Here is a 21,367-nt window from a genome sequence, read left to right as displayed (position 1 = left end):
CGCCTAGTTCTTGCCTGCGATGGGGTCGCTGCGGTGCACCTGATCGCCCGTGTAATCGTTCATCGCGGGCAAGAACTAGGCGTCCCCCCGCTCCTACAGGTGCTCGATCTGCTTGACGTTTACGTCAAGCTGGAATTAGCTTAGCGCCATGACCTCTTTTTCGAGCGCGCCCATGAGCAGCCAGACCTATAGCATTTCCGACCTCGCCCGCGAGCTCGACATCACCACTCGCGCCATTCGCTTTTACGAAGAGCAAGGCCTGCTGAGCCCCGAGCGTCGCGGCCAGGAACGTATCTACTCGCCACGTGACAAGGTCAGCCTGAAGCTGATCCTGCGTGGCAAGCGCATCGGTTTTTCCCTGGCCGAGTGCCGCGAACTGATCGAGCTTTACGATCCCTCCAGCGGCAATCAAAAACAGCTGCACAGCATGCTGGCGAAAATCACCGAACGCCGTGAACAGCTTGAACAGCAATTGCTGGACATCGAGCAGATGAAACTGGAACTCGACACCGCCGAAGAACGCTGTATCCAGGCGCTGGAACAGACGATCAAGAGCCAGCAGGCTATCTGATCGTTCCCACGCTCTCAAAACAACAGGTGAATTCCTTATGCCCCTCCCCACCCATGTACGCCTGATCGAAGTCGGTCCACGCGATGGTCTGCAGAACGAAGCCCAGCCCATCAGCGTTGCAGACAAGGTGCAGTTGGTCGATGCACTCAGCGCCGCTGGCCTTGGCTATATAGAAGTCGGTAGTTTCGTTTCGCCGAAATGGGTACCGCAAATGGCCGGCTCGGCCGAGGTTTTCGCGCAGATCCAGCGCAAGCCCGGGGTGACCTACGGTGCACTGGCGCCGAACCTGCGCGGGTTCGAAGACGCGGTGGCTGCCGGGGTTAAGGAAGTCGCGGTATTCGCCGCCGCGTCCGAATCCTTCTCGCAACGCAACATCAATTGCTCGATCAGCGAAAGCCTGGCGCGCTTCGTGCCGATCATGGAGGCCGCCCGGCAACACGGGGTCAGTGTGCGCGGTTACGTGTCCTGTGTGCTCGGCTGCCCTTACGAGGGTGACGTGGCGCCCGAGCAAGTTGCCCTGGTTGCACGCGAGCTGTATGCGATGGGCTGCTACGAGGTCTCTCTTGGCGACACCATCGGTACCGGCACCGCCGGCGCAACGCGCAAGATGTTCGAGGTGGTTTCAGCCGACGTGCCACGGGACAAACTGGCCGGGCATTTCCACGACACCTACGGTCAGGCCATGGCCAACATCTATGCCAGCCTGCTGGAAGGGATTGCGGTATTCGACAGTTCTATCGCCGGCCTCGGCGGCTGCCCGTATGCCAAAGGCGCCAGCGGTAACGTTGCCACCGAAGACGTGCTGTACCTGCTCAACGGCCTGGGTATCGAGACCGGCGTCGACATGGACAAACTGATTCTGGCCGGCCAGCAGATCTGCAACGTCCTGGGCCGTCCTACCGGTTCACGCGTGGCCAAGGCCCGTAGCGCCCAGTGATGTGTCGGGGGTGTTACCGCACCCGCAACAAAACGAGTAACACGGAAACAACCTGACCGAATTTTTATGAACGATTTGTCCTACAAAATGTTAATTGCTTGATTTTAAAGGACTTTAAAAAGTTGGCATGGCTTCTGCTATCTCTATGGCATAACAAGAATAAAAAGCAGCAAACCTAATAAAAATAAGACGTAACGACTCTGACATAACAAAAACAACACGGCAGAGACGCAGCTAACAGATTTTTTTGGAGAAGGTGTGCTTTTCAGGGTGCTGCTTGCAGTAACCCGCAACCGGGCAGAGAACAATAAAACTACCTTCAGGTAGCTCCCGAACTGGTTGGATCGCTTGGCGAAAAAGCAGATCAGCGCTCAAAAAAATACGTTTGCTCTTGACCCCGGATGGGGGTCGCCCGAAACAGCGGTAAAGGGTCACGGTTGCCAAAAACAACAACAGACCGCCCCTTAATAATAAAAAAAGAGCAGGCAACGACAAATTAAAGGGGAGCTTCGGCTCCCCTTTGTGCTGTCTGGCGTTCAGGTTTTGGCCGCGTATCCTGTGGGAGCAAGCTCGCTCCCACAGGATTGTCGTTAGCCTTTATTGGCTTTCAGCTCTTCGATACTGATCTCGCGCATCCGGAACTTCTGGATCTTGCCGGTCACGGTCATCGGAAACTCCTCGACGAACTTGAAGTAGCGCGGCGTCTTGAAGTGCGCGATGCGCTCCTTGCACCAGGTTTGCAGCTCTTGCTCAGTGGCGCTGTGGCCCGGGTGAAACTTGATCCAGGCAACGATCTCCTCGCCGTACTTCTCGCATGGAATACCGACGATCTGCACATCCGCCACCGCTGGATGGGTGAAGAAGAACTCTTCCAGCTCCCGCGGGTAAATATTCTCGCCACCACGAATGATCATGTCCTTGTTACGTCCGGCGATGCAGACGTAACCCTCTTCGTTCATGGTCGCCAGATCGCCAGTGTGCATCCAGCCAGCCTGATCGATCGCCTCGGCCGTGCCTTGCGGGTTGTTCCAATAACCGAGCATCACACTGTAACCGCGAGTGCACAGTTCACCGATGGTTCCACGGGGCACCAGATTGCCCGCCTCATCAATGATTTTGCTTTCCAGCTGCGGCTGGGTGCGGCCGACCGTGGTGACGCGCAGTTCCAAATCGTCTGACGGACCAGTCTGTAACGACACCGGACTGGTTTCCGTCATGCCGTAGGCAATCTGCACTTCGCTCATGTGCATCTCGCTGATAACCCGACGCATGATTTCAATCGGGCACGTTGCCCCGGCCATGATCCCGGTACGCAACGTCGACAGGTCAAACTCTGCACGGCGCGGTTGATCGAGCATGGCGATGAACATGGTCGGCACACCGTACAACGCGGTGGCTTTCTCTTGCGCAACAGTGGTCAACGTCAGCAACGGGTCGAAGGCGTCGTTGGGGTAAATCATGGTGCTGCCATGGGTGATGCAACCCAAGTTACCCATGACCATGCCGAAGCAGTGATACAGCGGCACCGGGATCACCAGGCGATCATCGGCGGTCAGCCCTAGGCTTTCGCCAACCATGTAGCCGTTGTTGAGGATGTTGTAGTGACTGAGGGTCGCGCCCTTGGGAAATCCGGTGGTGCCGGAGGTGTATTGAATGTTTACCGCCTGGTCGAAATGCAGGCTGTTTTGCCGTGCCTTGAGCTGTTCAACCGGCACCCCGGCACCGAGATCCGCCAATTGCGACCACGGCAAAAAGCCTGATGGCGGTTGCGCGTCGAGGCTGATCACACCGCGCAAATCCGGCAAGCGCTCAGAGTGCAGGTGGCCAATGGATTGCTCGGCCAGTTCCGGTGCCAGGCCTTGCAGCATGGCGTGGTAATCGGAGGTCTTGAATGAACCGGCACACACCAGCCATTGGCAGCCGGACTGCTTCAGCACGTACTCGAGTTCGGAACTGCGATAAGCCGGATTGATGTTGACCAGAATCACCCCGATCTTCGCGCTGGCAAACTGGCTGATGCACCACTGCGCGCAGTTTGGCGCCCAGATGCCGAGACGGTCCCCCGTTTGCAAACCCAGCGCCAATAACGCTCTGGCGTGCAAATCGACCGCTTCGGCCAATTGCGCCCAGCTGTAGCGAAGTTGCTGATGACGCACCACCAATGCGTCACCCTGGGGATACTTCGCGACGGTGTTATCAAACGCTTGGCCAATGGTCATCGCCAGCAAGGCTTTGTCCTGTGAACCACGGCTGTAGCTGTGCTGTGGGGGAGCACTGTGTTGATCCATGACGACCCCTATTGTCTTTATTTTAGGAGCGAGGCTTACCTGCGACAGGTCTGCCCCGGCGTTACTGAAAGTCCGCGCTATCGTTCATCGCGAGCAAGCTCGGCGCCTACAGAGTCGCTCAAGTTGACGTTAACGTAAAGGGTGATTGACAGCCATTCGTCACAGGCTTACGTTAACGTAAAGGTGACAGTCGATTCGGCGCGCAGTGCAGGCCGATTCTCCATTTATAAAAACAAGTTTGAAGGTGCCCCATGAGCTATCCGACCCTGAACTTTGCCCTCGGCGAAACCATCGACATGCTGCGTGACCAGGTCCGCGCCTTCGTCAGCAAAGAGATCGCCCCGCGCGCAGCACAGATCGATATCGATAACCTGTTCCCGGCTGACTTGTGGCGTAAATTCGGTGACATGGGGTTGCTGGGGATTACCGTTCCAGAAGAATACGGCGGTGCCGGTCTGGGCTATCTGGCGCACGTGGTGGCCATGGAAGAAATCAGCCGCGGCTCGGCCTCGGTCGCCCTGTCCTACGGCGCGCATTCCAACCTCTGCGTCAATCAGATCAACCGCAACGGCACCCACGAACAGAAAGCCAAATACCTGCCGAAGCTGATCAGCGGCGAGCACATCGGCGCCCTCGCCATGAGCGAGCCGAACGCCGGCTCCGACGTGGTTTCGATGAAACTGCGCGCCGACAAACGTGGCGACCACTATGTGCTCAACGGCAGCAAGACCTGGATCACCAACGGCCCGGACGCCAACACTTACGTGATCTACGCCAAGACCGACCTGGAAAAGGGCCCGCACGGGATCACCGCATTTATCGTCGAACGCGACTGGAAAGGTTTCAGCCGCAGCAACAAATTCGACAAGCTCGGCATGCGCGGCTCGAACACCTGCGAGCTGTTCTTCGATGATGTTGAAGTCCCGGAAGAAAACATCCTGGGCGTGCTCAACGGTGGCGTGAAAGTGCTGATGAGCGGCCTCGATTATGAGCGCGTGGTGCTCTCCGGCGGGCCAACCGGGATCATGCAGGCCTGCATGGACCTCATCGTTCCGTACATCCACGACCGCAAACAGTTCGGCCAAAGCATCGGCGAATTCCAGCTGATCCAGGGCAAGGTCGCCGACATGTACACCCAGCTCAACGCCAGCCGCGCCTACCTGTACGCAGTGGCTCAAGCCTGCGAGCGTGGCGAAACCACCCGCAAGGACGCTGCCGGCGTAATCCTCTACAGCGCCGAACGCGCCACGCAAATGGCCCTCGATGCGATCCAGATTCTGGGTGGCAACGGCTACATCAACGAATTCCCGGCAGGCCGTCTGCTGCGTGACGCCAAGCTGTATGAAATCGGTGCGGGCACCAGTGAGATCCGTCGCATGCTGATCGGTCGTGAACTCTTCAACGAAACCCGCTAACGGAGCTGTCCATGGCAATCCTGCACACCCAGCTCAACCCCCGTTCGGCGGAGTTCGCGGCCAACAGCGCGGCGATGTTTGCCCAGGTCGACGCCTTGCACACCCTGCTCGCTCAGGTCCGGCAAGGCGGCGGCGCCAAGGCCCAGGAACGGCATACCTCACGCGGCAAACTGCTGCCTCGTGAGCGGATCAATCGCCTGCTCGACCCCGGTTCGCCCTTTCTGGAAATCAGCCAACTGGCCGCTTACGAGGTCTACGGCGAAGATGTCCCCGCCGCCGGAGTGATCGCCGGCATCGGCCGGGTCGAAGGCGTCGAATGCATGATCGTCGCCAACGACGCGACCGTGAAAGGCGGTTCGTACTACCCGCTGACGGTAAAAAAACACCTGCGCGCCCAGACCATCGCCCAACAGAATCGCCTGCCGTGCATCTACCTGGTCGACTCCGGCGGCGCCAACCTGCCGCGTCAGGATGAAGTGTTCCCGGACCGTGAGCACTTCGGGCGGATCTTCTTCAACCAGGCCAACATGAGCGCCATGGGCATCCCGCAGATCGCTGTGGTCATGGGCTCCTGCACTGCCGGTGGCGCCTATGTGCCGGCCATGGCCGATGAAGCGATCATGGTCCGTCAGCAGGCAACGATTTTCCTTGCCGGCCCGCCACTGGTGAAAGCCGCGACCGGTGAAGTGGTCAGCGCCGAAGACCTGGGCGGTGCCGATGTCCATTGCAAGATTTCCGGTGTAGCCGACCACTATGCCGACAGCGACGAACACGCGTTGGCCCTGGCTCGGCGCAGTGTTGCCAACCTCAATTGGCGCAAGCTCGGTGAACTGCAACAACTTACGCCAATCGCACCGCTCTACAGCAGCGACGAGTTGTACGGCGTGGTGTCGGCCGATGCCAAGCAACCGTTCGACGTGCGTGAAGTGATTGCGCGACTGGTGGACGGCTCAGTGTTCGACGAATTCAAGGCGCTGTTCGGTACGACGCTGGTCTGTGGTTTCGCACACCTGCACGGCTACCCGATCGCGATACTCGCCAACAACGGCATCCTCTTCGCCGAAGCTGCGCAGAAAGGCGCGCACTTCATCGAACTGGCCTGCCAGCGCGGGATTCCCTTGCTGTTCCTGCAAAACATTACCGGCTTCATGGTCGGCCAGAAATACGAAGCCGGCGGCATTGCCAAGCACGGTGCAAAACTGGTCACCGCCGTGGCCTGCGCCAAGGTGCCGAAATTCACTGTGATCATCGGCGGCAGCTTCGGCGCCGGTAACTACGGCATGTGTGGACGGGCCTACGATCCGCGGTTCCTGTGGATGTGGCCGAACGCGCGAATCGGCGTGATGGGCGCCGAGCAAGCCGCAGGCGTGCTGGTTCAGGTCAAGCGCGAACAGGCTGAACGCAGCGGTCATCCGTTCTCCGACGCCCAGGAAGCCGAGATCAAGCAACCGATCCTCGATCAGTACGAAGAACAGGGCCACCCCTACTATTCCAGCGCCCGGTTGTGGGACGACGGCGTCATTGACCCGGCGCAAACCCGCGACGTGCTGGCCCTGGCCTTGTCTGCATCGCTGAATGCACCTATCGAACCGAGCCGCTTCGGCGTGTTCCGGATGTGATCTGGAGAAAACCATGAGCGACTTCAATACCCTCGAACTGCTGACCGACCCGCGTGGTTTCGCCACGCTGTGGTTGAGTCGCGAGGCGAAAAACAACGCCTTCAACGCCGAAATGATCCGCGAACTGATCCTCGCGCTGGACAAGGTCCAGAGCAACCCGAGCCTGCGTTTTCTGCTGGTGCGCGGGCGTGGCAAGCATTTCAGCGCTGGCGCTGACCTGGCCTGGATGCAGCAATCGGCCGAACTCGATTACCACACCAACCTTGACGACGCTCGCGAGCTGGCTGAGTTGATGTACAACCTGGCCAAGCTGAAAATCCCGACGCTGGCGGTTGTCCAGGGCGCGGCCTATGGCGGCGCTTTGGGCTTGATCAGTTGCTGCGACATGGCGATTGGTGCCGATGACGCGCAATTCTGCCTGTCGGAAGTACGCATCGGCCTCGCGCCGGCGGTGATCAGCCCTTTCGTTGTGCAAGCCATCGGCGAACGGGCCGCGCGCCGTTATGCACTGACCGCTGAACGTTTCAGTGGCCAACGTGCTCAGGAAATCGGCCTGCTCAGCGAAAGCTATCCGGCCAGCGAACTGGAGTCGCAGGTCGAACAATGGATCAACAATCTGTTGCTCAATAGCCCACACGCCATGCGCTCAAGTAAGGAGCTGCTGCGTGAAGTCGGCAATGGAGCCCTGAACCCGGCGTTGCGCCGTTACTGCGAAAACGCGATCGCCCGAATTCGTGTCAGCCCTGAAGGTCAGGAAGGCTTGCGGGCGTTCCTGCAAAAACGTCCGCCAAGCTGGCAGTCCGAATCCACCACCAAGGAGCTGCGTTGATGAGCGCGCCTGTTCTCACCACCTTGCTGGTGGCCAACCGTGGTGAAATTGCCTGCCGAGTGATGCGCACCGCCAAGGCGCTGGGCCTGACCACTGTGGCCGTGCACAGCGCTACCGATCGCGATGCGCGGCACAGTCGCGAGGCAGACATCCGCGTCGACCTGGGTGGCAGCAAAGCCGCTGACAGCTACCTGCAAATCGACAAACTGCTCGCTGCCGCCAAGGCCAGCGGCGCTCAGGCGATTCACCCGGGTTATGGTTTTCTCTCGGAGAACGCCGGATTTGCGCGCGCCATTGAAGCCGCCGGTTTGATTTTCCTCGGCCCACCCGCTTCGGCCATTGACGCCATGGGCAGCAAATCCGCCGCCAAAGCCTTGATGGAAACTGCGGGTGTGCCGCTGGTACCGGGTTATCACGGCGAAGCTCAGGACCTGGAAACCTTCCGCGATGCCGCCGAGCGCATCGGCTATCCGGTGCTGCTCAAGGCGACTGCCGGTGGCGGTGGTAAAGGCATGAAAGTGGTCGAGGACGTCAGCCAGCTGGCCGAAGCCCTGGCCTCGGCGCAGCGTGAAGCGCAATCTTCGTTTGGCGATTCGCGGATGCTGGTGGAAAAGTACCTGCTCAAACCGCGGCATGTGGAAATCCAGGTCTTCGCTGATCAGCACGGTAACTGCCTGTACCTCAACGAACGTGATTGCTCGATTCAACGTCGCCACCAGAAAGTCGTCGAAGAGGCGCCGGCCCCTGGCCTGAGCGCGCAACTGCGCAAAGCCATGGGTGAAGCGGCAGTCCGCGCGGCGCAAGCGATCGGTTATGTCGGCGCAGGCACCGTGGAATTTCTGCTGGATTCGCGCGGTGAGTTCTTCTTCATGGAGATGAATACGCGCCTGCAGGTCGAACACCCGGTCACCGAAGCCATCACCGGTCTCGACCTGGTGGCGTGGCAGATTCGCGTCGCCCAAGGCGAGCCGCTGCCCATGACGCAGGCGCAGGTGCCGTTGCTCGGCCATGCAATTGAAGTGCGTTTGTATGCCGAAGACCCGAGCAATGACTTCTTGCCGGCCACCGGACACCTGGCGCTGTACCGCGAGTCGGCTGCGGGCCCGGGCCGGCGTGTCGACAGCGGTGTCGAGGAAGGCGACAGTATTTCGCCGTTCTACGATCCGATGCTTGGCAAGCTGATCGCCTGGGGCGTGGACCGCGAACAGGCACGTTTGCGGCTGCTGAGCATGCTGGAAGAGTTCGCCATTGGCGGGCTGAAGACCAACATCAACTTTCTGCGCCGAATCATCGGACACCCGGCCTTTGCTGCGGCGGAGCTGGATACAGGATTCATCCCACGTTATCAGGACCAATTGCTGCCAGCGCCAAACGAACTCAGCGATGCGTTCTGGCAAGCCGCTGCCCAAGCCTTTGCGCAAAGCCAGGCACACCACGTACGCGCCGATGACCCGGGTTCACCATGGGCCGTTGGCAGCGGTTTCCGTGCCGGGTTGCCGGCAGAAACCACGCTGCACTTAAGCTGCGAAGACCAGGACCGGGCCATCACCCTGGCACCGGCCGAGACCCGTAACGCCGAGCTCAACGGTGAGCAATTGCTGGTCGAGCATCACGGCTTGCGCCGTCAGCATCGCGCCATCCGTCAGGCTGAAACCCTGTACCTGCAATGGGAGGGTGAGCTGCGCTGCATCAAGCTTTACGACCCTATCGCCGCGGTCGAAGCCAGCCATAGTCATCAGGGCGGTCTGACCGCGCCAATGAATGGCAGCATCGTCCGTGTATTGGTAACGCCAGGGCAAACGGTCGAAACCGGTGCGCAACTGGTGGTACTGGAAGCCATGAAAATGGAGCACAGCATTCGTGCGCCCCATGCAGGCGTGGTCAAAGCCTTGTATTGCCAGGAGGGCGAGATGGTCAACGAAGGCAGTGCGCTGGTGGAGCTGGAATAATCGCGTTCTGATAACAGGTCCTACGCCGTAGGACCTGTCTGACTAGAACTTGGCAGTTGCCTGCACCACGACTCCGATAATTCGGCACTCGTCGGTAAACAGGGCTTTCGGGTAAGTCGGATTCAGCGGCACGAGATACCGTTGACCGCCCTCTTCGATCAATTTGCGGAACGTCGCTTCGGCACTGTCTGGCCACTGCGCGATCACCAGTTTACCGGGCACGGCTTCAACCGCCGGGTCGACCAGAATCAGCATGTCTTGCGCAATACTGATACCGCTCGGTGCGGTCATCGCATCGCCGACCACGACCAGCCAGAACGCCGGACCTTGGGCGTGATAATCCGATAACTCGTGACGCCCCTTGGCATAAGCAGCCGGCGCAGCCTCGCGCACCTCACTGATACCCTGCCAGTCACTGACCGGGTAACGGAAGTACGGGTTGTACTTTTGCGCCAGCGACACCTCGTAATCGCCCTCTTGCGGCTCGTCACTCGCAAGCTCGGGTTCCCTGATCACCAGGGCGACTTCGAGAAACCCCAGCCCCAACTCCCGAAGCACCCGGTTCATATCCTCAAGGCTGGGCTGGCGACGCTTGTTCAGCCAATGGCCGATGCCGCCCTGAGACATTGCGAGACGCTCTGCGAGCTTTTCCTGAGTGATTTTGAGCTCACTCATCTTGGCCTTGACCAACTCAATCCATTTATCCATGGGCGGAACAATACTTCGCGTAGTCGGACCCTCAACACACACATTGTAGTATTTAATTTTTCGTCATGAATACAGTTTGTACTAGGATTCGAATTACCCAATCGCCCCACCCACGGAGCATTACCCACCATGGACATCACCCGCAAAGACACGGCCGAACAAGAAATCGACGCGAATTTCACCTCGCTCAAGGGCTGTGCAGCAGCCCAACGCGCCCTGGACTATTACTTGAAACCAACTGTTTCAGAATTCGAAGTCGCAGAACGATTCTTCGATGTAAACCGTAACATCAGCAGCGAAGAAGCTCTGGTCCATGCATCAGACTTGCTGCGCTGTGCGGCCGCGACTGCTTATGAGTCGGCAGACAACCTGCATGGCGCAAGTCGCGATCTGGCATTTTCAGTCGTACACATGATCGACATGGCCAAGGCCATGGTGGACAGGTCCCTGGACGGTGACCAGAAAGGATGAACAGGAAAACACGATTAGAAAACGCTGCGATCTGACTCACGCCACAGACGTTTTGGGCAGCCACAGGAAAAATTCTTCCTATAAGGCAGGTGAAAACATTTGACTTGCAAATGATAATGATTATTATTGCATGCAGCTGGTCGCGAGATCAGTCGATAGACCAAGAGACCTTAGGTCGGACTCCTGGAATATCTCCTCATCAGGCTAATCACGGTTTTTGACCCGGCTTTTTGCCGGGTCTTTTTTTTTGCCAGTTATTCTGGCTATGGCTTCAGGCTAATGAAGTCGGGTGCTGCTGAATTCGATGGCGCGGATGATATCAAAAGAGCATCTTTTTGCAACAGACCGCTCAAGCACGGGCTTTAGGGCGCCAAAAATAGCACTTGAGAATCAATCGCATAAACACTAAGCTGCGGCTGCGTCAAGGACGACGCCCCCATTTTATCCCCGCGCAAATTGCCCTCGGCTTTCCCACCCTTGCGTGTAAAGTAACAGCCATAAAAATCATACTCAGGAATAGATTATGACCGTGGCCCACCGCTCCTTTGAGATCACCGCCAACTTCGACAGCGGCAACATCGAGGTGCTGGACATCAGCAATCCGCTACAGGCCTTGCTGGCCATCAAACCCGATACCCGCAGTCAGCATTTCCAGTGGTTTCACTTCAAGGCCAGTGGTCTGCACGTCGGCCAGGAACATTGGTTTCGACTGAACAACGCCAGTAAATCCTCCTATCACAAGGCATGGGACGGTTACCAGGCGGTGGCCTCGTATGACCACGTCAACTGGTTCCGTGTGCCGACGATCTTTGAAGGCGACTGCCTGCGCTTCAGCCTCGAAGCCACCGAGACTCACGCCTGGTTCGCCTACTTTGAACCCTACAGCCGCGGACGCCACGATTGGCTGATCGACCAGGCGTTGAGCAAGGCTGGCACCGAACTGCTGGCCACCGGCAAAAGCGTCGAAGGTCGGGATATTCAATTGTTGCGCAAAGGCAGCGGCGCCGAGGGCCAGCGCAAGATCTGGATCATTGCCCAGCAGCATCCTGGCGAACACATGGCCGAGTGGTTCATGGAAGGTGTCATCGAACGTCTGCAACAGCACAATGATCCTGAGTTGAACAAACTGCTGGCCAGTGCCGATTTGTATCTGGTACCAAACATGAACCCGGACGGCGCTTTCCATGGTCACCTGCGGACCAACGCCATGGGCAAGGACCTCAACCGCGCATGGCAGAGCGCGAGCCAGGACGCCAGCCCGGAAGTACTCTTCGTTCAACAGCAAATGGAGAAGTACGGTGTCGACCTGTTCCTCGATATCCACGGTGATGAAGAAATCCCCTACGTGTTCACTGCTGGCTGCGAAGGCAACCCGGGCTACACGCCGCGAATCGCACAGCTCGAAGAGCACTTTCGCAGTCATCTGAAACACCTGACCCGCGACTTCCAGACCACCCACGGCTACACCCGTGACCTCCCGGGCAAGGCCAACATGACCCTGGCCTGCAACAGCGTCGGTGAGAAGTTCGATTGCCTGTCGTTGACGCTGGAGATGCCATTCAAGGACAACAACGACGCACCGAATGCCCGCACCGGCTGGTCGGGCAAGCGTTCGATGCAGTTGGGCAAGGATGTGCTGTCGACGATTGCGGAGATGGTTGGCACCCTGCGTTGATGCCTCTCAATGGCTGCCTGCCGGTACGGCGTGCAGCCATTTTTTCACTCGGCGGCGGCGCTGTTGGGCGCGGGGATCAACGCTGTGGCGCTGATCTATTGGCTGCTGACGCTGAAAAGCGGCGTACCTGAGCGATGTGCCGTGCCAGCCAATCAGTGATCCTTGCTGTGCAACATGCTTTGCAACACCCCGTCACGACGCACCCAGCCATGGAACAACGCCGCTGCCAGGTGCGACAGAACGGTCAGAAACAGCAGGTACGCCAGATAACCGTGGGCCCTGCGTAGAAAGGCAAACAGCAACGCATTCGCCGGCACAATCGCGGGCAATTGCCACGAACTGCCGAGCATCACCGGGTCCCCTGCTGCCGATATCATCGCCCAGCCCAGCAACGGCAAGATCAGCATCAATGCGTAAAGCAGCCCATGCGATGCCTTGGCCGCCAATGCCTGCCAGCCCGGCAAGTCTGTCGGCAACGGCGGCTGGCGAGTCGAGAAGCGTACAAACAGACGCACTATCACCAACAGCAGAATCGCCACGCCCAACGGCTTGTGCAGGTGGATCAGCCATTCATGGCGTTCGGATACAGACGCGACCATGCCAGCACCGATAAACAGCATGGCGACGACCATCACCGCCATCAGCCAATGCAGCAGCCGCGCCAGCGGAGTGAAATGATGAGGGTGCGCGCTCATTCTGGCGACTCCTGTTTGGCGGTGGGTAACTGGTCGACTTGAGCGGTTCGACGCAGGTAAGAACGGGCATAAGCTGCCGAACGTGCGGCCAGCAACGGGTCATCGGAACCCTCGATACCGCTCGGCAAGACCAGCGGGTCGTAATTGATGTCGCGGCATTCGCCATCGTTCTGTGCCTGGGCGCTTTCCAGCACCAGCGTCCCGGCGTTCAGGACCTTGCGCTCACCCAGCCAGGCCTTGCTGGCGTCGTTGGTCGGATCAGCAGTATTGGCCAGCGTCATATTCAGTTGCCAGCGCAACGGCCCGCTCTTCAAGCGCTGGAGCAAATCCTTTTCAAGAAAGTCCGCACCTTCAGGGGCACTGGCGCCGACCGCATCACGCGCCACGGGGACCACGCTCCAACGCACTGCCTGACGCCGACCCGCGGCGTTGACCAGATAAAAAGCGTTGATGCCGTTGTAGGTCTCGGTCACGTAACTGGCCGATGGCTTGGCGCTCTTGATCCATTGCAGGAACGGCGCGGTTTCCGGGTGTGAGGCAAAAAACGCCGGGACGCTGGCAGGATTGGGTTTGCCGGTGGCCGGATCGGGTGTCTGGGCCTGTTGTAGCTGATAGAAGGCTTCAGGCGTGCCCACCGGGAACACCGGCATGCTGTTCATTCCCGTGCGCCATTGTTGACCATTGGCCTGCTTGAAGCGCAACGCCAGGCTGCGGATCGGTACGCTGCTGTCCGGTGCATAAGGATTGCCGCTGGGCAACGCAAAACGCCCGACAACCGGCGTTCGCGCCGCGCTGAAGACCTGGGCGGTTGAATACGGGCGCGCCTCGCTGGTGCTTTCAAAATACCCGGCCACGCACACGCCCTTGGCGTGATTGCGCCGAAAGCCCGGGTGTACAGCATTGTTTTTCTCCAGCACGTCGACCAGCGCTTTTGGTGTCAGACGCTGTGGGTCAAACGTGCCATTGACGTAGGCAAAAGCCCCGGCCAGGGCAGCGACTACTGCGCCGATACCGGCCAGGCGCAAAGCCAGGCTCATGCGGCTCAAGGGGATTTTGTCTGGCCGTGGCGGCGGTGAACGATCAACCATGTGAACATCTCCAGGGCCGTGGGCCACCGGTGGAAAGGATCAATCAGACGAAGCCCGCAGAGGTTTATTCCCTGACCCGGTGTTTATTTTTCCACTGCTGGAATAACCTCCACTGCCGGACGTCTTCCTGATCCAAAGCGTAATGACTAGCCAGCATTCCATGAACGATCTCGACGAACCGTTACGTGAACTCATCCCCAGGCTGCGGCGTTTTGCCGTGTCGCTGACGCGCAACCCCAGCAACGCTGACGATCTGGTGCAGTCGTGCCTGGAGCGGGCGCTGTCGGGATGGGGCGACAAACGCCCGGACGGCGATTTGCGCGCCTGGCTGTTTTCGATTCTGTATCGACAGTTTCTCGACGCCCATCGACGCTCAAGGCGCTACGCGCGAATGCTTGAGTTCTTCACCGGTCGCGACGATGCCCAGCCCTCGGTCGAGCGCACGGTGCTGGCGCAATCGACGCTGCAAGCCTTCGACAAACTGACCACCGAGCAACGCGCGCTGTTGCTCTGGGTCTCGGTGGAAGGCTTGAGTTACAAGGAGGTCGCCGAGATTCTCGACGTTCCTACCGGCACGGTGATGTCTCGTCTGTCCCGCGCTCGCCAGGCCTTGCGCCAACTCAGCGATGGCGAAATCACCAGCCCCTCTTTGCGGATACTCAAATGATCAGCATGCCCCCAAGCGTCAATGACCTGCACGCCTACGTCGACCATCAACTCGACGACGCGGACCGGCGACTGGTGGAAACGTACCTGGCGGCCAATCCGCACGTTGCCGAGCAGGTTCAGGCCTGGCAACAGGACGCCCAGCAATTGCGCGCAGCCTTGAGCGGCGCCTTGCAGCAACCGCCCAACCCGAACCTCGACCCCAGCGTGATTCGCCGGCGTCTGAAACGACAGTCCCGCCGCCACTTGGCCAGCGCCGCCGTGTTGCTGATCGCGGTCAGCGTCGGTGGCCTGGGCGGCTGGCAAGCACGGGAAATGACCACGGTTGGCGCAGCACTGCCGATGACCGACGCACTGCAGGCGTACCGGATGTTCGCCCAGCAAGGCATCCTGCCGGCCGATTACACAGTCACCGATGACGGCGATATGCAGGGCTGGCTTGACCATTACTTCTCCCAGGCCAATCGCCTGCCGAACCTCGCCAACTCGGGGTTCAAACCGGTCAGCGGACGGTTGCTGAGCACCGAGCAAGGCCCGGCAGCAATGGTGATGTACGAGGACCAGAGCGGCCGCAAGATCAGTTTCTACGTCCGCCCGCCAGGCCCGAAAAACTACCTGCTGCCACGCGGCAGTCGCAGCGACGGCGAGTTGCAGGCCGAGTACTGGTCTGGGCCCGGGTACAACTACGCGATGGTCAGCGAGGCCCGGGATCCGGCGACGCAGATGCTCAAGCAAGAGCTGAAGTTCTAATGCTCACATCGAATCAGGCCGACTGCACAGTGATTTCAAAAGGCAAAAAGCGGTACCAGCCGCCTGTTTTTGTCGAACCACTCTGACTTTCATCGACACAGCTGGAAGGAAAACTTACCGCCTGGTTAAAATCGCATCGCCGTCGCTCAAGGGAAGCAGGCATAAAGACCACGGGGGACAACACTTGGCTATCCCGCCAAACCGCTCACGACTCAAACCACATTGGCCGGCCCTGCGCAGGTTTCTTGGCAAGTCCCCCATCGCTCCTGAAAACAATGGCGAAAGCGCTCAAATCATCCACGACTACTTTCGCCACAAGGCTCATGCTCAGGGCTACACCCTCAGCCACAGCCAGCAACGGGTTATCGACTGCATGGCGCAACTGGCGAGCGCACTGCCCGGCAGTCGCGCGCCTGTGCAGGCACCTCGAAGCCTTTATCTGCATGGCGCGGTCGGCCGTGGCAAGAGCTGGCTGCTCGATGGTTTTTTCCAGGCCTTGCCGGTGGCCGAAAAACAACGCCTGCACTTCCATGACTTTTTTGTGCAATTGCATCAGGGCATGTTTCGCCATCGAGCACACACCGATGCGCTGGCAAGCACCCTGGATGAACTGCTCAAGGACTGTCGGGTGCTGTGTTTCGACGAGTTTCATGTACATGACATCGGCGACGCGATGCTCATCGCACGCTTGTTCAAAGCGCTATTCCAGCGTGGTGTCCTGCTATTGGTCACGTCCAACTACCCGCCTCAGGGCTTGTTACCAAATCCGCTCTACCATGCACGCTTCAAACCGGTCATCGACTTGATCCATGCGCATATGCAGGTCATGGAAGTCGGCGGCCCTCATGATTATCGCAGTCAGGTACAACCTCATTCGCAGCAGGTATTCACCCAAGGTGAATACCTGTGGCCAACCACGACCTTGCAACGTCAGGCCTTGAAGCTGCCGCAACCGGACACTTCGGCCATCATCCTGCCGGTCGGTACTCGCCAGCTACAGGCTCTGCATTGCGAGGGTCGAACCATTGCCTTCACCTTCAACGACCTGTGCGAACAACCCACGGCCGTGATGGATTACCTGGAACTGTGCCGACGCTTCGACACCTGGATCATCGAGGCACTGCCCGATCTGGCGGACTGCTCGATTGCGACCCAACAGCGCTTCATCAACCTGATCGACGTGCTCTACGACCAGGACAAGCGCCTGATCCTGCTCGGCGAACGGCCGCTGCGTGAGCACTTGGGCGGTGACGCCATCGACCTGGCGCGCACCCGCAGTCGCCTGGGGCAGTTGGTGGACGTCGGGCCAGCGCTATAAAGCGTCCAGTGCAGCGGATTTTGCCGTTATCATGGCGGCGTTTTTTGTGGGCGACTTGCCGTTCTCTTCTCATTGGTTGGATGTGTTCATGCATACCCTTGCACAACTGCGGGCCGGCGCGCTTGCAGGGCTCAAACGTCTGGATCTGTCGTGCGGCCTGACCGACTTCCCCCGGGAAATCTTCGACCTGGCAGACACCCTGGAGGTGCTCAACCTCAGCGGTAATGCCTTGAGCAGCTTGCCGGATGACCTGCATCGCCTGACGCATCTGCGCGTGCTGTTCTGCTCGGACAATCAGTTCCGCGAGTTGCCGACCTGCCTCGGTCAATGCGCGCAACTGACGATGATCGGTTTCAAGACCAATCGCCTTGAGCGAGTCCCGGCCGCCGCGCTGCCACCGCTGCTGCGCTGGTTGATCCTGACCGACAACTGCATCAGCGAATTGCCAAGCGAATTGGGCGAACGGCCGCACCTGCAAAAATTGATGCTGGCCGGCAACCATCTGCAAAGCCTGCCTGCAAGCTTGAGCCAGTGCCATCAGCTGGAGCTGATCCGCATCGCCGCCAACCGCATGACCGAACTGCCGCAGTGGTTGCTGACATTGCCCGGGCTGGCTTGGTTGGCGTACGCCGGCAACCCGCTGGAAACCGAGGCCGATGCCGCCGCGCTCGAAGCCACGCCGAACATTCCCTGGTCGCAACTGAACCTGCAGCAACAATTGGGCGAAGGCGCTTCCGGGGTAATTCACCAGGCCGTGTGGGAGCAACCGTCGCAGCCTGAGCGCAAGGTCGCGGTGAAACTCTATAAGGGGCACATGACCAGCGACGGCTCACCGCTGCATGAAATGAATGCCTGCATCACCGCAGGTATTCATCCCAACCTGATCAAGGTCGAGGGGCGGATCGTCGGGCATCCGCAGGCTCAGGCCGGGTTGGTCATGCACTTGATCGAGCCGAGCTATCGTAACCTGGCGGCGTTGCCGAGCCTGGCGTCTTGCAGCCGTGATGTGTACGCAGAGGACACCCGTTTCAGTGCAGCGGTGGCGCTGCGGATCGCCAGCGGCATTGCCTCGGCGGCCGCGCACCTTCATCAACAGGGCATCACCCACGGCGACCTGTACGGCCACAATACGTTGTGGAATGAGCACGGCGATTGTCTGTTGGGCGACTTCGGCGCGGCGTCCTTCCATGCCACGTCTGACACCCTTGAAACGCGCGCGCTGCAACGCATCGAAGTGCGGGCCTTCGGGATTCTGTTGGGTGAGTTGCTGGAGCGGATCGACTCAGGCTTGAGCATTGAACGCCGTGAGCGCTTGATGGATTTGCAGAGCCGCTGCTGTCAGCCAGACGTGCTGGCGCGCCCGGGATTCAGCAAGATCGTGCAGGAGTTGGCTGCCTGTAACTCAGATCACTAACGGCACATACAAAACCCGTGGCGAGGGAGCTTGCTCCCGCTCGGCGGCGTAGCAGCCGTCGTTGTTGGGACGGCTTTGCCGTCCAGCGGGAGCAAGCTCCCTCGCCACAGGTCAGGTCACAAATCGACAGTGCGGTTTAACCCGCCAACCCGACAAACATGTCCTGCACGTCGTCATGGTTATCGAGGCCTTCGAGGAAAGCTTCGACTTCTTCCATTTGTGCATCGGTCAGGCCGCTGACCGGGTTCTTCGGCTTGTAGCCGAGCTTCGCCGACAGCACCGTGAAACCCTGCTCAGGCAAGGCTTTCTGAACGGAGTCCAGATCGGTGGCTTCGGTGATAAACAGGGTCGCGCCGTCTTCGCCCGGCTCGAAATCCTGTGCGCCGGCTTCAATAGCAGCCATTTCCGGATCGGCATCCGGGGTGTCCGGGGACGCCTCGATCATACCCACGTGGTCGAAATCCCAGGCCACGGAACCGGAAGCCCCCAGCTGGCCTTTACGGAACGCTACGCGGATTTCTGCCACGGTACGGTTGATGTTGTCAGTCACGCATTCAACGATCAGCGGCACCTGATGCGGGGCGAAGCCTTCGTAGGTCACGCGGTGGTACTGCACGGTTTCGCCGAGCTGGCCCGAGCCTTTCTTGATTGCACGCTCCAGGGTTTCACGCGGCATCGAGGCTTTTTTCGCCTGTTCGACCACCAGGCGCAGGTGCGCGTTGGTGCTGACATCAGCGCCGTTACGTGCAGCAATGGTGATTTCCTTCACCAGTTTGCCGAAGATCTTGCCCTTGGCGTTGGCTGCCGCTTCTTTGTGTTTAACCTTCCACTGTGCGCCCATTACTCACTCTCTTGATCTGTGGCGCCGAGACATCTATTGGCCGACGCTTTGTGCAAGTTTATACGGCAAAAAGTTGGCAATCGACCAAAAAGTGTTGTGAGTGATCGACATCTTCACAACCTGTTGTAGGGCTTTTCTGAAAAGCAGGTTTACGGTGACTATTGAGCGCCAGTGTTTCGTAACCTCTGTGCCCCGTACTTCATGGCAGAAGAGTGTTTGATGCACAACGACATGGAAAGTCCCTTCATCCTCACGCTCACCGAGCTCGCCTTGAGTTTTCAGGTCCGACAGTTCAGCGGCCGCGAAGCCCTCAACCAGGTCTATCGATTCGACATCGAAATGCGCGGCCCGCAGCCCGCAATGAATCTGGACCTACTGCTGCATCAACCGGCATTCCTCAGCCTGAGCCCCACCACCGGCATCCACGGCGTCATCCACAGTGCCGGTTTGCAGTACTGCGGCGCGCAGCAGATCGGCTACAGCCTGAACCTCGCACCCCGTCTGCTTACACTTGAGCAAAAGCACCGTCGAAGGGTATTCCAGCACCTGAGCGTGCCAGAAATCTTGCGCCAGTTGCTGGCCGAGCATCGACTGCCACCCGACAGCTACCGTTTCGAGTTACCAAACGGTGAATACCCGCCGCGCCCGTTTTGCATCCAGTACGACGAAACCGACCTGAACCTGCTGCAACGATTGTGTGAAGAGGAAGGCATCCACTATCACTTCGAACATCAACACGACCGGCACGTGTTGGTGTTCGCCGATGACAGCGACAGCTTTGCGCAGCGACCGGTCGAGAGTGCTTTTCACCCCACAGCACGGGATGCCGGACACCCGCGGATCAGCCGGCTCTTCCAATGCCATAGCCGGCCGACCACAGGGCCGCAAACCACCTTTGCGCAGCACGCCAACGCTGACCCCGCATCCACCGCACCTGACGCCTGCGCCAACCAGACCTACCTCGCCAGCCTGCACCCAACGGGTCGAATCGACCCGGTGCAAACCCGTCGCAACCAGCTCGGTCGTCGCGAACTCGAACGTCTGCGCAGCCTGCATCGTCTGGTTCAGGGCCACAGTACACTGCCCGAACTGCTCAGCGGGCGGCTGCTGCAAGTCACCGGGCATCCGGTCCCGGCGTTCAACGATCAATGGTTATTAAGCGAAGTGCTGCACCAAGGCGAAACGCCTGGCGTGGACAAGGTGTTGTCCGAGGCAACGGGTTATCGCAATCAATTCAAGGCAATTCCCTGGTCAACCGCGTTCCGCCCGGCCCTCAAACATTCCCGCCCGAGTATCTGCGGTTACCAGACCGCTGAGGTCATCGGCCCGGCAGGAAAGCCGCCGCACCTCGACGAACACGGGCTTATCAACATCTGCCTGTGGCCTGACGCGCAATCCGACAGCCAAAGTTCCTCAGGCATCTGGTTGCCAATTGCCCATACGGGGACGGGACGTCCAACCTTGCCACTGGCCGGCAGCGAGGTACTCGTGAGTTTCCTCGACGGTGATCCTGATCGACCAGTGCTTTGCACGGGTTTCGCTGATGCACAAGCACGCGAACCGCAGCCGGTGGTGGCGGCTGAACCGAAGGCGCCGCCGACAGGCTGGAGCGGCGAGATCTACTTGTTCGAGCGCCCCCCCGCCACCACCGAACGCCTGGCCGACACCACGTGGTACATCGTGCGCATGCCGCGTCCCGGGCTCAAGGATCTGGGGAGCCTCAACCGTGACGATGTGCTGATGACCGGTAAAAGCCAGGCACTGGGCAACCTGTCGCTGACGATAGAACAGAAACAACGCCTGGCCAGCGAGTTCGCCCGTACTCCCGAACAACTCTGCCTGCTGTATCCGGGGCAATGCGTGGCGCTGGCCGATTATTTCCAGCAATACTGGAACAGCGAACAACGCCTGGGCTTCATCGAAAGCGCCAACCCCGCCAGCGCTCAGCGCCAACCGCGAGAAGCGCGTCTGCTGTTCGACTGGCTGGTGAACGGCCCGGACGCTACGCCCTAGATCGCCGCCCCTGAGATGTTCACCCCCGCGTAGCAGCTGCCGAAGGCTGCGTTCGGCTGCGCAGCAGTCGTAAATCCTGTAACCGCAGTTGGCCTGAAGCACCGCGCTGTCCGATTTTAC

General features: G+C 59.4%; 19 protein-coding genes. 14 read left to right on the top strand and 5 right to left on the bottom strand.

Features of this window, described 5'->3' with window-relative positions; translation table 11 throughout:
• Positions 1 to 172: 172 nt before the first annotated feature.
• Together AC1RJ3_RS20800 and AC1RJ3_RS20795 are read left to right on the top strand one after the other, a co-directional pair.
• A complete protein-coding gene (locus AC1RJ3_RS20800; RefSeq protein WP_493080230.1) occupies positions 173 to 571 on the top strand; it encodes a MerR family transcriptional regulator in 399 nt (132 codons plus the stop codon).
• A 37-nt stretch (positions 572 to 608) separates the two neighbouring features.
• Positions 609 to 1,508 (top strand): hydroxymethylglutaryl-CoA lyase, encoded by a 900-nt coding sequence (locus AC1RJ3_RS20795; RefSeq protein ID WP_347927342.1) that lies wholly within the window; start codon positions 609 to 611, stop codon positions 1,506 to 1,508.
• Between the two features lie 590 nt (positions 1,509 to 2,098).
• On the opposite strand, the gene AC1RJ3_RS20790 is transcribed toward AC1RJ3_RS20795, so the two are convergent.
• On the bottom strand, positions 2,099 to 3,796 hold the full coding sequence (locus tag AC1RJ3_RS20790; protein WP_493080227.1) for an AMP-binding protein: 1,698 nt from the start codon (positions 3,794 to 3,796) through the stop codon (positions 2,099 to 2,101).
• 251 nt (positions 3,797 to 4,047) lie between these two features.
• On the opposite strand from AC1RJ3_RS20790, the gene AC1RJ3_RS20785 reads away from it, so the two are divergent.
• Genes AC1RJ3_RS20785 through AC1RJ3_RS20770 form a run of 4 tightly spaced genes read left to right on the top strand, consistent with a single transcriptional unit; the run spans position 4,048 to position 9,608 of the window.
• The gene (locus AC1RJ3_RS20785) at positions 4,048 to 5,211 is read left to right on the top strand and encodes an isovaleryl-CoA dehydrogenase (protein ID WP_054596570.1); all 1,164 of its coding nucleotides are present in this window, start codon (positions 4,048 to 4,050) and stop codon (positions 5,209 to 5,211) included.
• A gap of 11 nt (positions 5,212 to 5,222) precedes the next feature.
• Positions 5,223 to 6,830: a carboxyl transferase domain-containing protein gene (locus AC1RJ3_RS20780; protein ID WP_493080225.1), complete on the top strand. Its 1,608-nt coding sequence runs from the start codon at positions 5,223 to 5,225 to the stop codon at positions 6,828 to 6,830.
• 13 nt (positions 6,831 to 6,843) lie between these two features.
• Positions 6,844 to 7,659, top strand: coding sequence for a gamma-carboxygeranoyl-CoA hydratase (locus tag AC1RJ3_RS20775; protein WP_054596568.1), 816 nt, complete (start codon positions 6,844 to 6,846; stop codon positions 7,657 to 7,659).
• Complete coding sequence (locus AC1RJ3_RS20770; RefSeq protein ID WP_493080222.1) at positions 7,659 to 9,608, top strand: acetyl/propionyl/methylcrotonyl-CoA carboxylase subunit alpha; 1,950 nt, start codon at positions 7,659 to 7,661, stop codon at positions 9,606 to 9,608. Before AC1RJ3_RS20775 ends, AC1RJ3_RS20770 begins: the two co-directional genes overlap by 1 nt.
• A gap of 42 nt (positions 9,609 to 9,650) precedes the next feature.
• On the opposite strand, the gene AC1RJ3_RS20765 is transcribed toward AC1RJ3_RS20770, so the two are convergent.
• Positions 9,651 to 10,316 (bottom strand): LexA family protein, encoded by a 666-nt coding sequence (locus AC1RJ3_RS20765; RefSeq protein ID WP_054596566.1) that lies wholly within the window; start codon positions 10,314 to 10,316, stop codon positions 9,651 to 9,653.
• A 129-nt stretch (positions 10,317 to 10,445) separates the two neighbouring features.
• Between AC1RJ3_RS20765 and AC1RJ3_RS20760 the strand changes: the two genes are divergently transcribed.
• From AC1RJ3_RS20760 to AC1RJ3_RS20750, 3 genes are all read left to right on the top strand, one after another.
• The gene (locus AC1RJ3_RS20760; protein WP_054596565.1) at positions 10,446 to 10,787 is read left to right on the top strand and encodes a DUF6124 family protein; all 342 of its coding nucleotides are present in this window, start codon (positions 10,446 to 10,448) and stop codon (positions 10,785 to 10,787) included.
• Between the two features lie 523 nt (positions 10,788 to 11,310).
• A complete protein-coding gene (locus AC1RJ3_RS20755; RefSeq protein ID WP_054596564.1) occupies positions 11,311 to 12,462 on the top strand; it encodes a M14 family metallopeptidase in 1,152 nt (383 codons plus the stop codon).
• Positions 12,463 to 12,471: 9 nt separating this feature from the next.
• Positions 12,472 to 12,621, top strand: a complete 150-nt coding sequence (locus AC1RJ3_RS20750) for a hypothetical protein (RefSeq protein ID WP_493080219.1) — start codon at positions 12,472 to 12,474, stop codon at positions 12,619 to 12,621.
• On the opposite strand, the gene AC1RJ3_RS20745 is transcribed toward AC1RJ3_RS20750, so the two are convergent.
• Both AC1RJ3_RS20745 and AC1RJ3_RS20740 read right to left on the bottom strand, forming a co-directional pair.
• Positions 12,615 to 13,157, bottom strand: a complete 543-nt coding sequence (locus tag AC1RJ3_RS20745; protein WP_054596563.1) for a cytochrome b — start codon at positions 13,155 to 13,157, stop codon at positions 12,615 to 12,617. The genes AC1RJ3_RS20750 and AC1RJ3_RS20745 overlap by 7 nt on opposite strands.
• The gene (locus AC1RJ3_RS20740; RefSeq protein WP_493080217.1) at positions 13,154 to 14,245 is read right to left on the bottom strand and encodes a catalase family peroxidase; all 1,092 of its coding nucleotides are present in this window, start codon (positions 14,243 to 14,245) and stop codon (positions 13,154 to 13,156) included. Before AC1RJ3_RS20740 ends, AC1RJ3_RS20745 begins: the two co-directional genes overlap by 4 nt.
• Before the next feature lie 160 nt (positions 14,246 to 14,405).
• Here AC1RJ3_RS20740 and AC1RJ3_RS20735 point away from each other — a divergent pair, with 160 nt between their 5' ends.
• The 4 genes from AC1RJ3_RS20735 to AC1RJ3_RS20720 all read left to right on the top strand — a co-directional run bounded on the left by AC1RJ3_RS20735 (position 14,406) and on the right by AC1RJ3_RS20720 (position 18,393).
• Entirely contained in the window at positions 14,406 to 14,912 is a 507-nt protein-coding gene (locus tag AC1RJ3_RS20735) for an RNA polymerase sigma factor (protein ID WP_054596561.1), read from the top strand.
• Positions 14,909 to 15,661: an anti-sigma factor family protein gene (locus AC1RJ3_RS20730; RefSeq protein WP_493080214.1), complete on the top strand. Its 753-nt coding sequence runs from the start codon at positions 14,909 to 14,911 to the stop codon at positions 15,659 to 15,661. Before AC1RJ3_RS20735 ends, AC1RJ3_RS20730 begins: the two co-directional genes overlap by 4 nt.
• A gap of 184 nt (positions 15,662 to 15,845) precedes the next feature.
• A complete protein-coding gene (zapE, locus tag AC1RJ3_RS20725; protein WP_493080212.1) occupies positions 15,846 to 16,979 on the top strand; it encodes a cell division protein ZapE in 1,134 nt (377 codons plus the stop codon).
• 88 nt (positions 16,980 to 17,067) lie between these two features.
• Positions 17,068 to 18,393, top strand: a complete 1,326-nt coding sequence (locus AC1RJ3_RS20720; protein WP_493080210.1) for a leucine-rich repeat-containing protein kinase family protein — start codon at positions 17,068 to 17,070, stop codon at positions 18,391 to 18,393.
• Positions 18,394 to 18,529: 136 nt separating this feature from the next.
• Here the strand turns inward: AC1RJ3_RS20720 and AC1RJ3_RS20715 are convergent, their stop codons facing one another.
• Positions 18,530 to 19,234, bottom strand: a complete 705-nt coding sequence (locus tag AC1RJ3_RS20715; protein ID WP_347927353.1) for a YebC/PmpR family DNA-binding transcriptional regulator — start codon at positions 19,232 to 19,234, stop codon at positions 18,530 to 18,532.
• Positions 19,235 to 19,453: 219 nt separating this feature from the next.
• Here AC1RJ3_RS20715 and AC1RJ3_RS20710 point away from each other — a divergent pair, with 219 nt between their 5' ends.
• Positions 19,454 to 21,247 carry a type VI secretion system Vgr family protein gene (locus AC1RJ3_RS20710; protein ID WP_493080208.1) on the top strand — a complete coding sequence of 598 codons (1,794 nt, stop codon included), beginning with the start codon at positions 19,454 to 19,456 and terminating at the stop codon, positions 21,245 to 21,247.
• Positions 21,248 to 21,367 lie beyond the last annotated feature (120 nt).

It is taken from the genome of Pseudomonas sp. GW822-FHT04C11 (assembly GCF_058800905.1).
Note: the sequence above shows the minus strand (reverse complement) of the source record. Positions and strands in the feature narration are given on the sequence as shown.

Excerpts from the sequence above, each read along its gene's own strand:
- AC1RJ3_RS20800 (WP_493080230.1), top strand. The coding sequence starts at position 173 with ATGAGCAGCCAGACCTATAGCATTTCCGACCTCGCCCGCGAGCTCGAC.
- AC1RJ3_RS20795 (WP_347927342.1), top strand. The coding sequence starts at position 609 with ATGCCCCTCCCCACCCATGTACGCCTGATCGAAGTCGGTCCACGCGAT.
- AC1RJ3_RS20790 (WP_493080227.1), bottom strand. The coding sequence starts at position 3,796 with ATGGATCAACACAGTGCTCCCCCACAGCACAGCTACAGCCGTGGTTCA.
- AC1RJ3_RS20785 (WP_054596570.1), top strand. The coding sequence starts at position 4,048 with ATGAGCTATCCGACCCTGAACTTTGCCCTCGGCGAAACCATCGACATG.
- AC1RJ3_RS20780 (WP_493080225.1), top strand. The coding sequence starts at position 5,223 with ATGGCAATCCTGCACACCCAGCTCAACCCCCGTTCGGCGGAGTTCGCG.
- AC1RJ3_RS20775 (WP_054596568.1), top strand. The coding sequence starts at position 6,844 with ATGAGCGACTTCAATACCCTCGAACTGCTGACCGACCCGCGTGGTTTC.
- AC1RJ3_RS20770 (WP_493080222.1), top strand. The coding sequence starts at position 7,659 with ATGAGCGCGCCTGTTCTCACCACCTTGCTGGTGGCCAACCGTGGTGAA.
- AC1RJ3_RS20765 (WP_054596566.1), bottom strand. The coding sequence starts at position 10,316 with ATGGATAAATGGATTGAGTTGGTCAAGGCCAAGATGAGTGAGCTCAAA.
- AC1RJ3_RS20760 (WP_054596565.1), top strand. The coding sequence starts at position 10,446 with ATGGACATCACCCGCAAAGACACGGCCGAACAAGAAATCGACGCGAAT.
- AC1RJ3_RS20755 (WP_054596564.1), top strand. The coding sequence starts at position 11,311 with ATGACCGTGGCCCACCGCTCCTTTGAGATCACCGCCAACTTCGACAGC.
- AC1RJ3_RS20750 (WP_493080219.1), top strand. The coding sequence starts at position 12,472 with ATGGCTGCCTGCCGGTACGGCGTGCAGCCATTTTTTCACTCGGCGGCG.
- AC1RJ3_RS20745 (WP_054596563.1), bottom strand. The coding sequence starts at position 13,157 with ATGAGCGCGCACCCTCATCATTTCACTCCGCTGGCGCGGCTGCTGCAT.
- AC1RJ3_RS20740 (WP_493080217.1), bottom strand. The coding sequence starts at position 14,245 with ATGGTTGATCGTTCACCGCCGCCACGGCCAGACAAAATCCCCTTGAGC.
- AC1RJ3_RS20735 (WP_054596561.1), top strand. The coding sequence starts at position 14,406 with ATGAACGATCTCGACGAACCGTTACGTGAACTCATCCCCAGGCTGCGG.
- AC1RJ3_RS20730 (WP_493080214.1), top strand. The coding sequence starts at position 14,909 with ATGATCAGCATGCCCCCAAGCGTCAATGACCTGCACGCCTACGTCGAC.
- AC1RJ3_RS20720 (WP_493080210.1), top strand. The coding sequence starts at position 17,068 with ATGCATACCCTTGCACAACTGCGGGCCGGCGCGCTTGCAGGGCTCAAA.
- AC1RJ3_RS20715 (WP_347927353.1), bottom strand. The coding sequence starts at position 19,234 with ATGGGCGCACAGTGGAAGGTTAAACACAAAGAAGCGGCAGCCAACGCC.
- AC1RJ3_RS20710 (WP_493080208.1), top strand. The coding sequence starts at position 19,454 with ATGCACAACGACATGGAAAGTCCCTTCATCCTCACGCTCACCGAGCTC.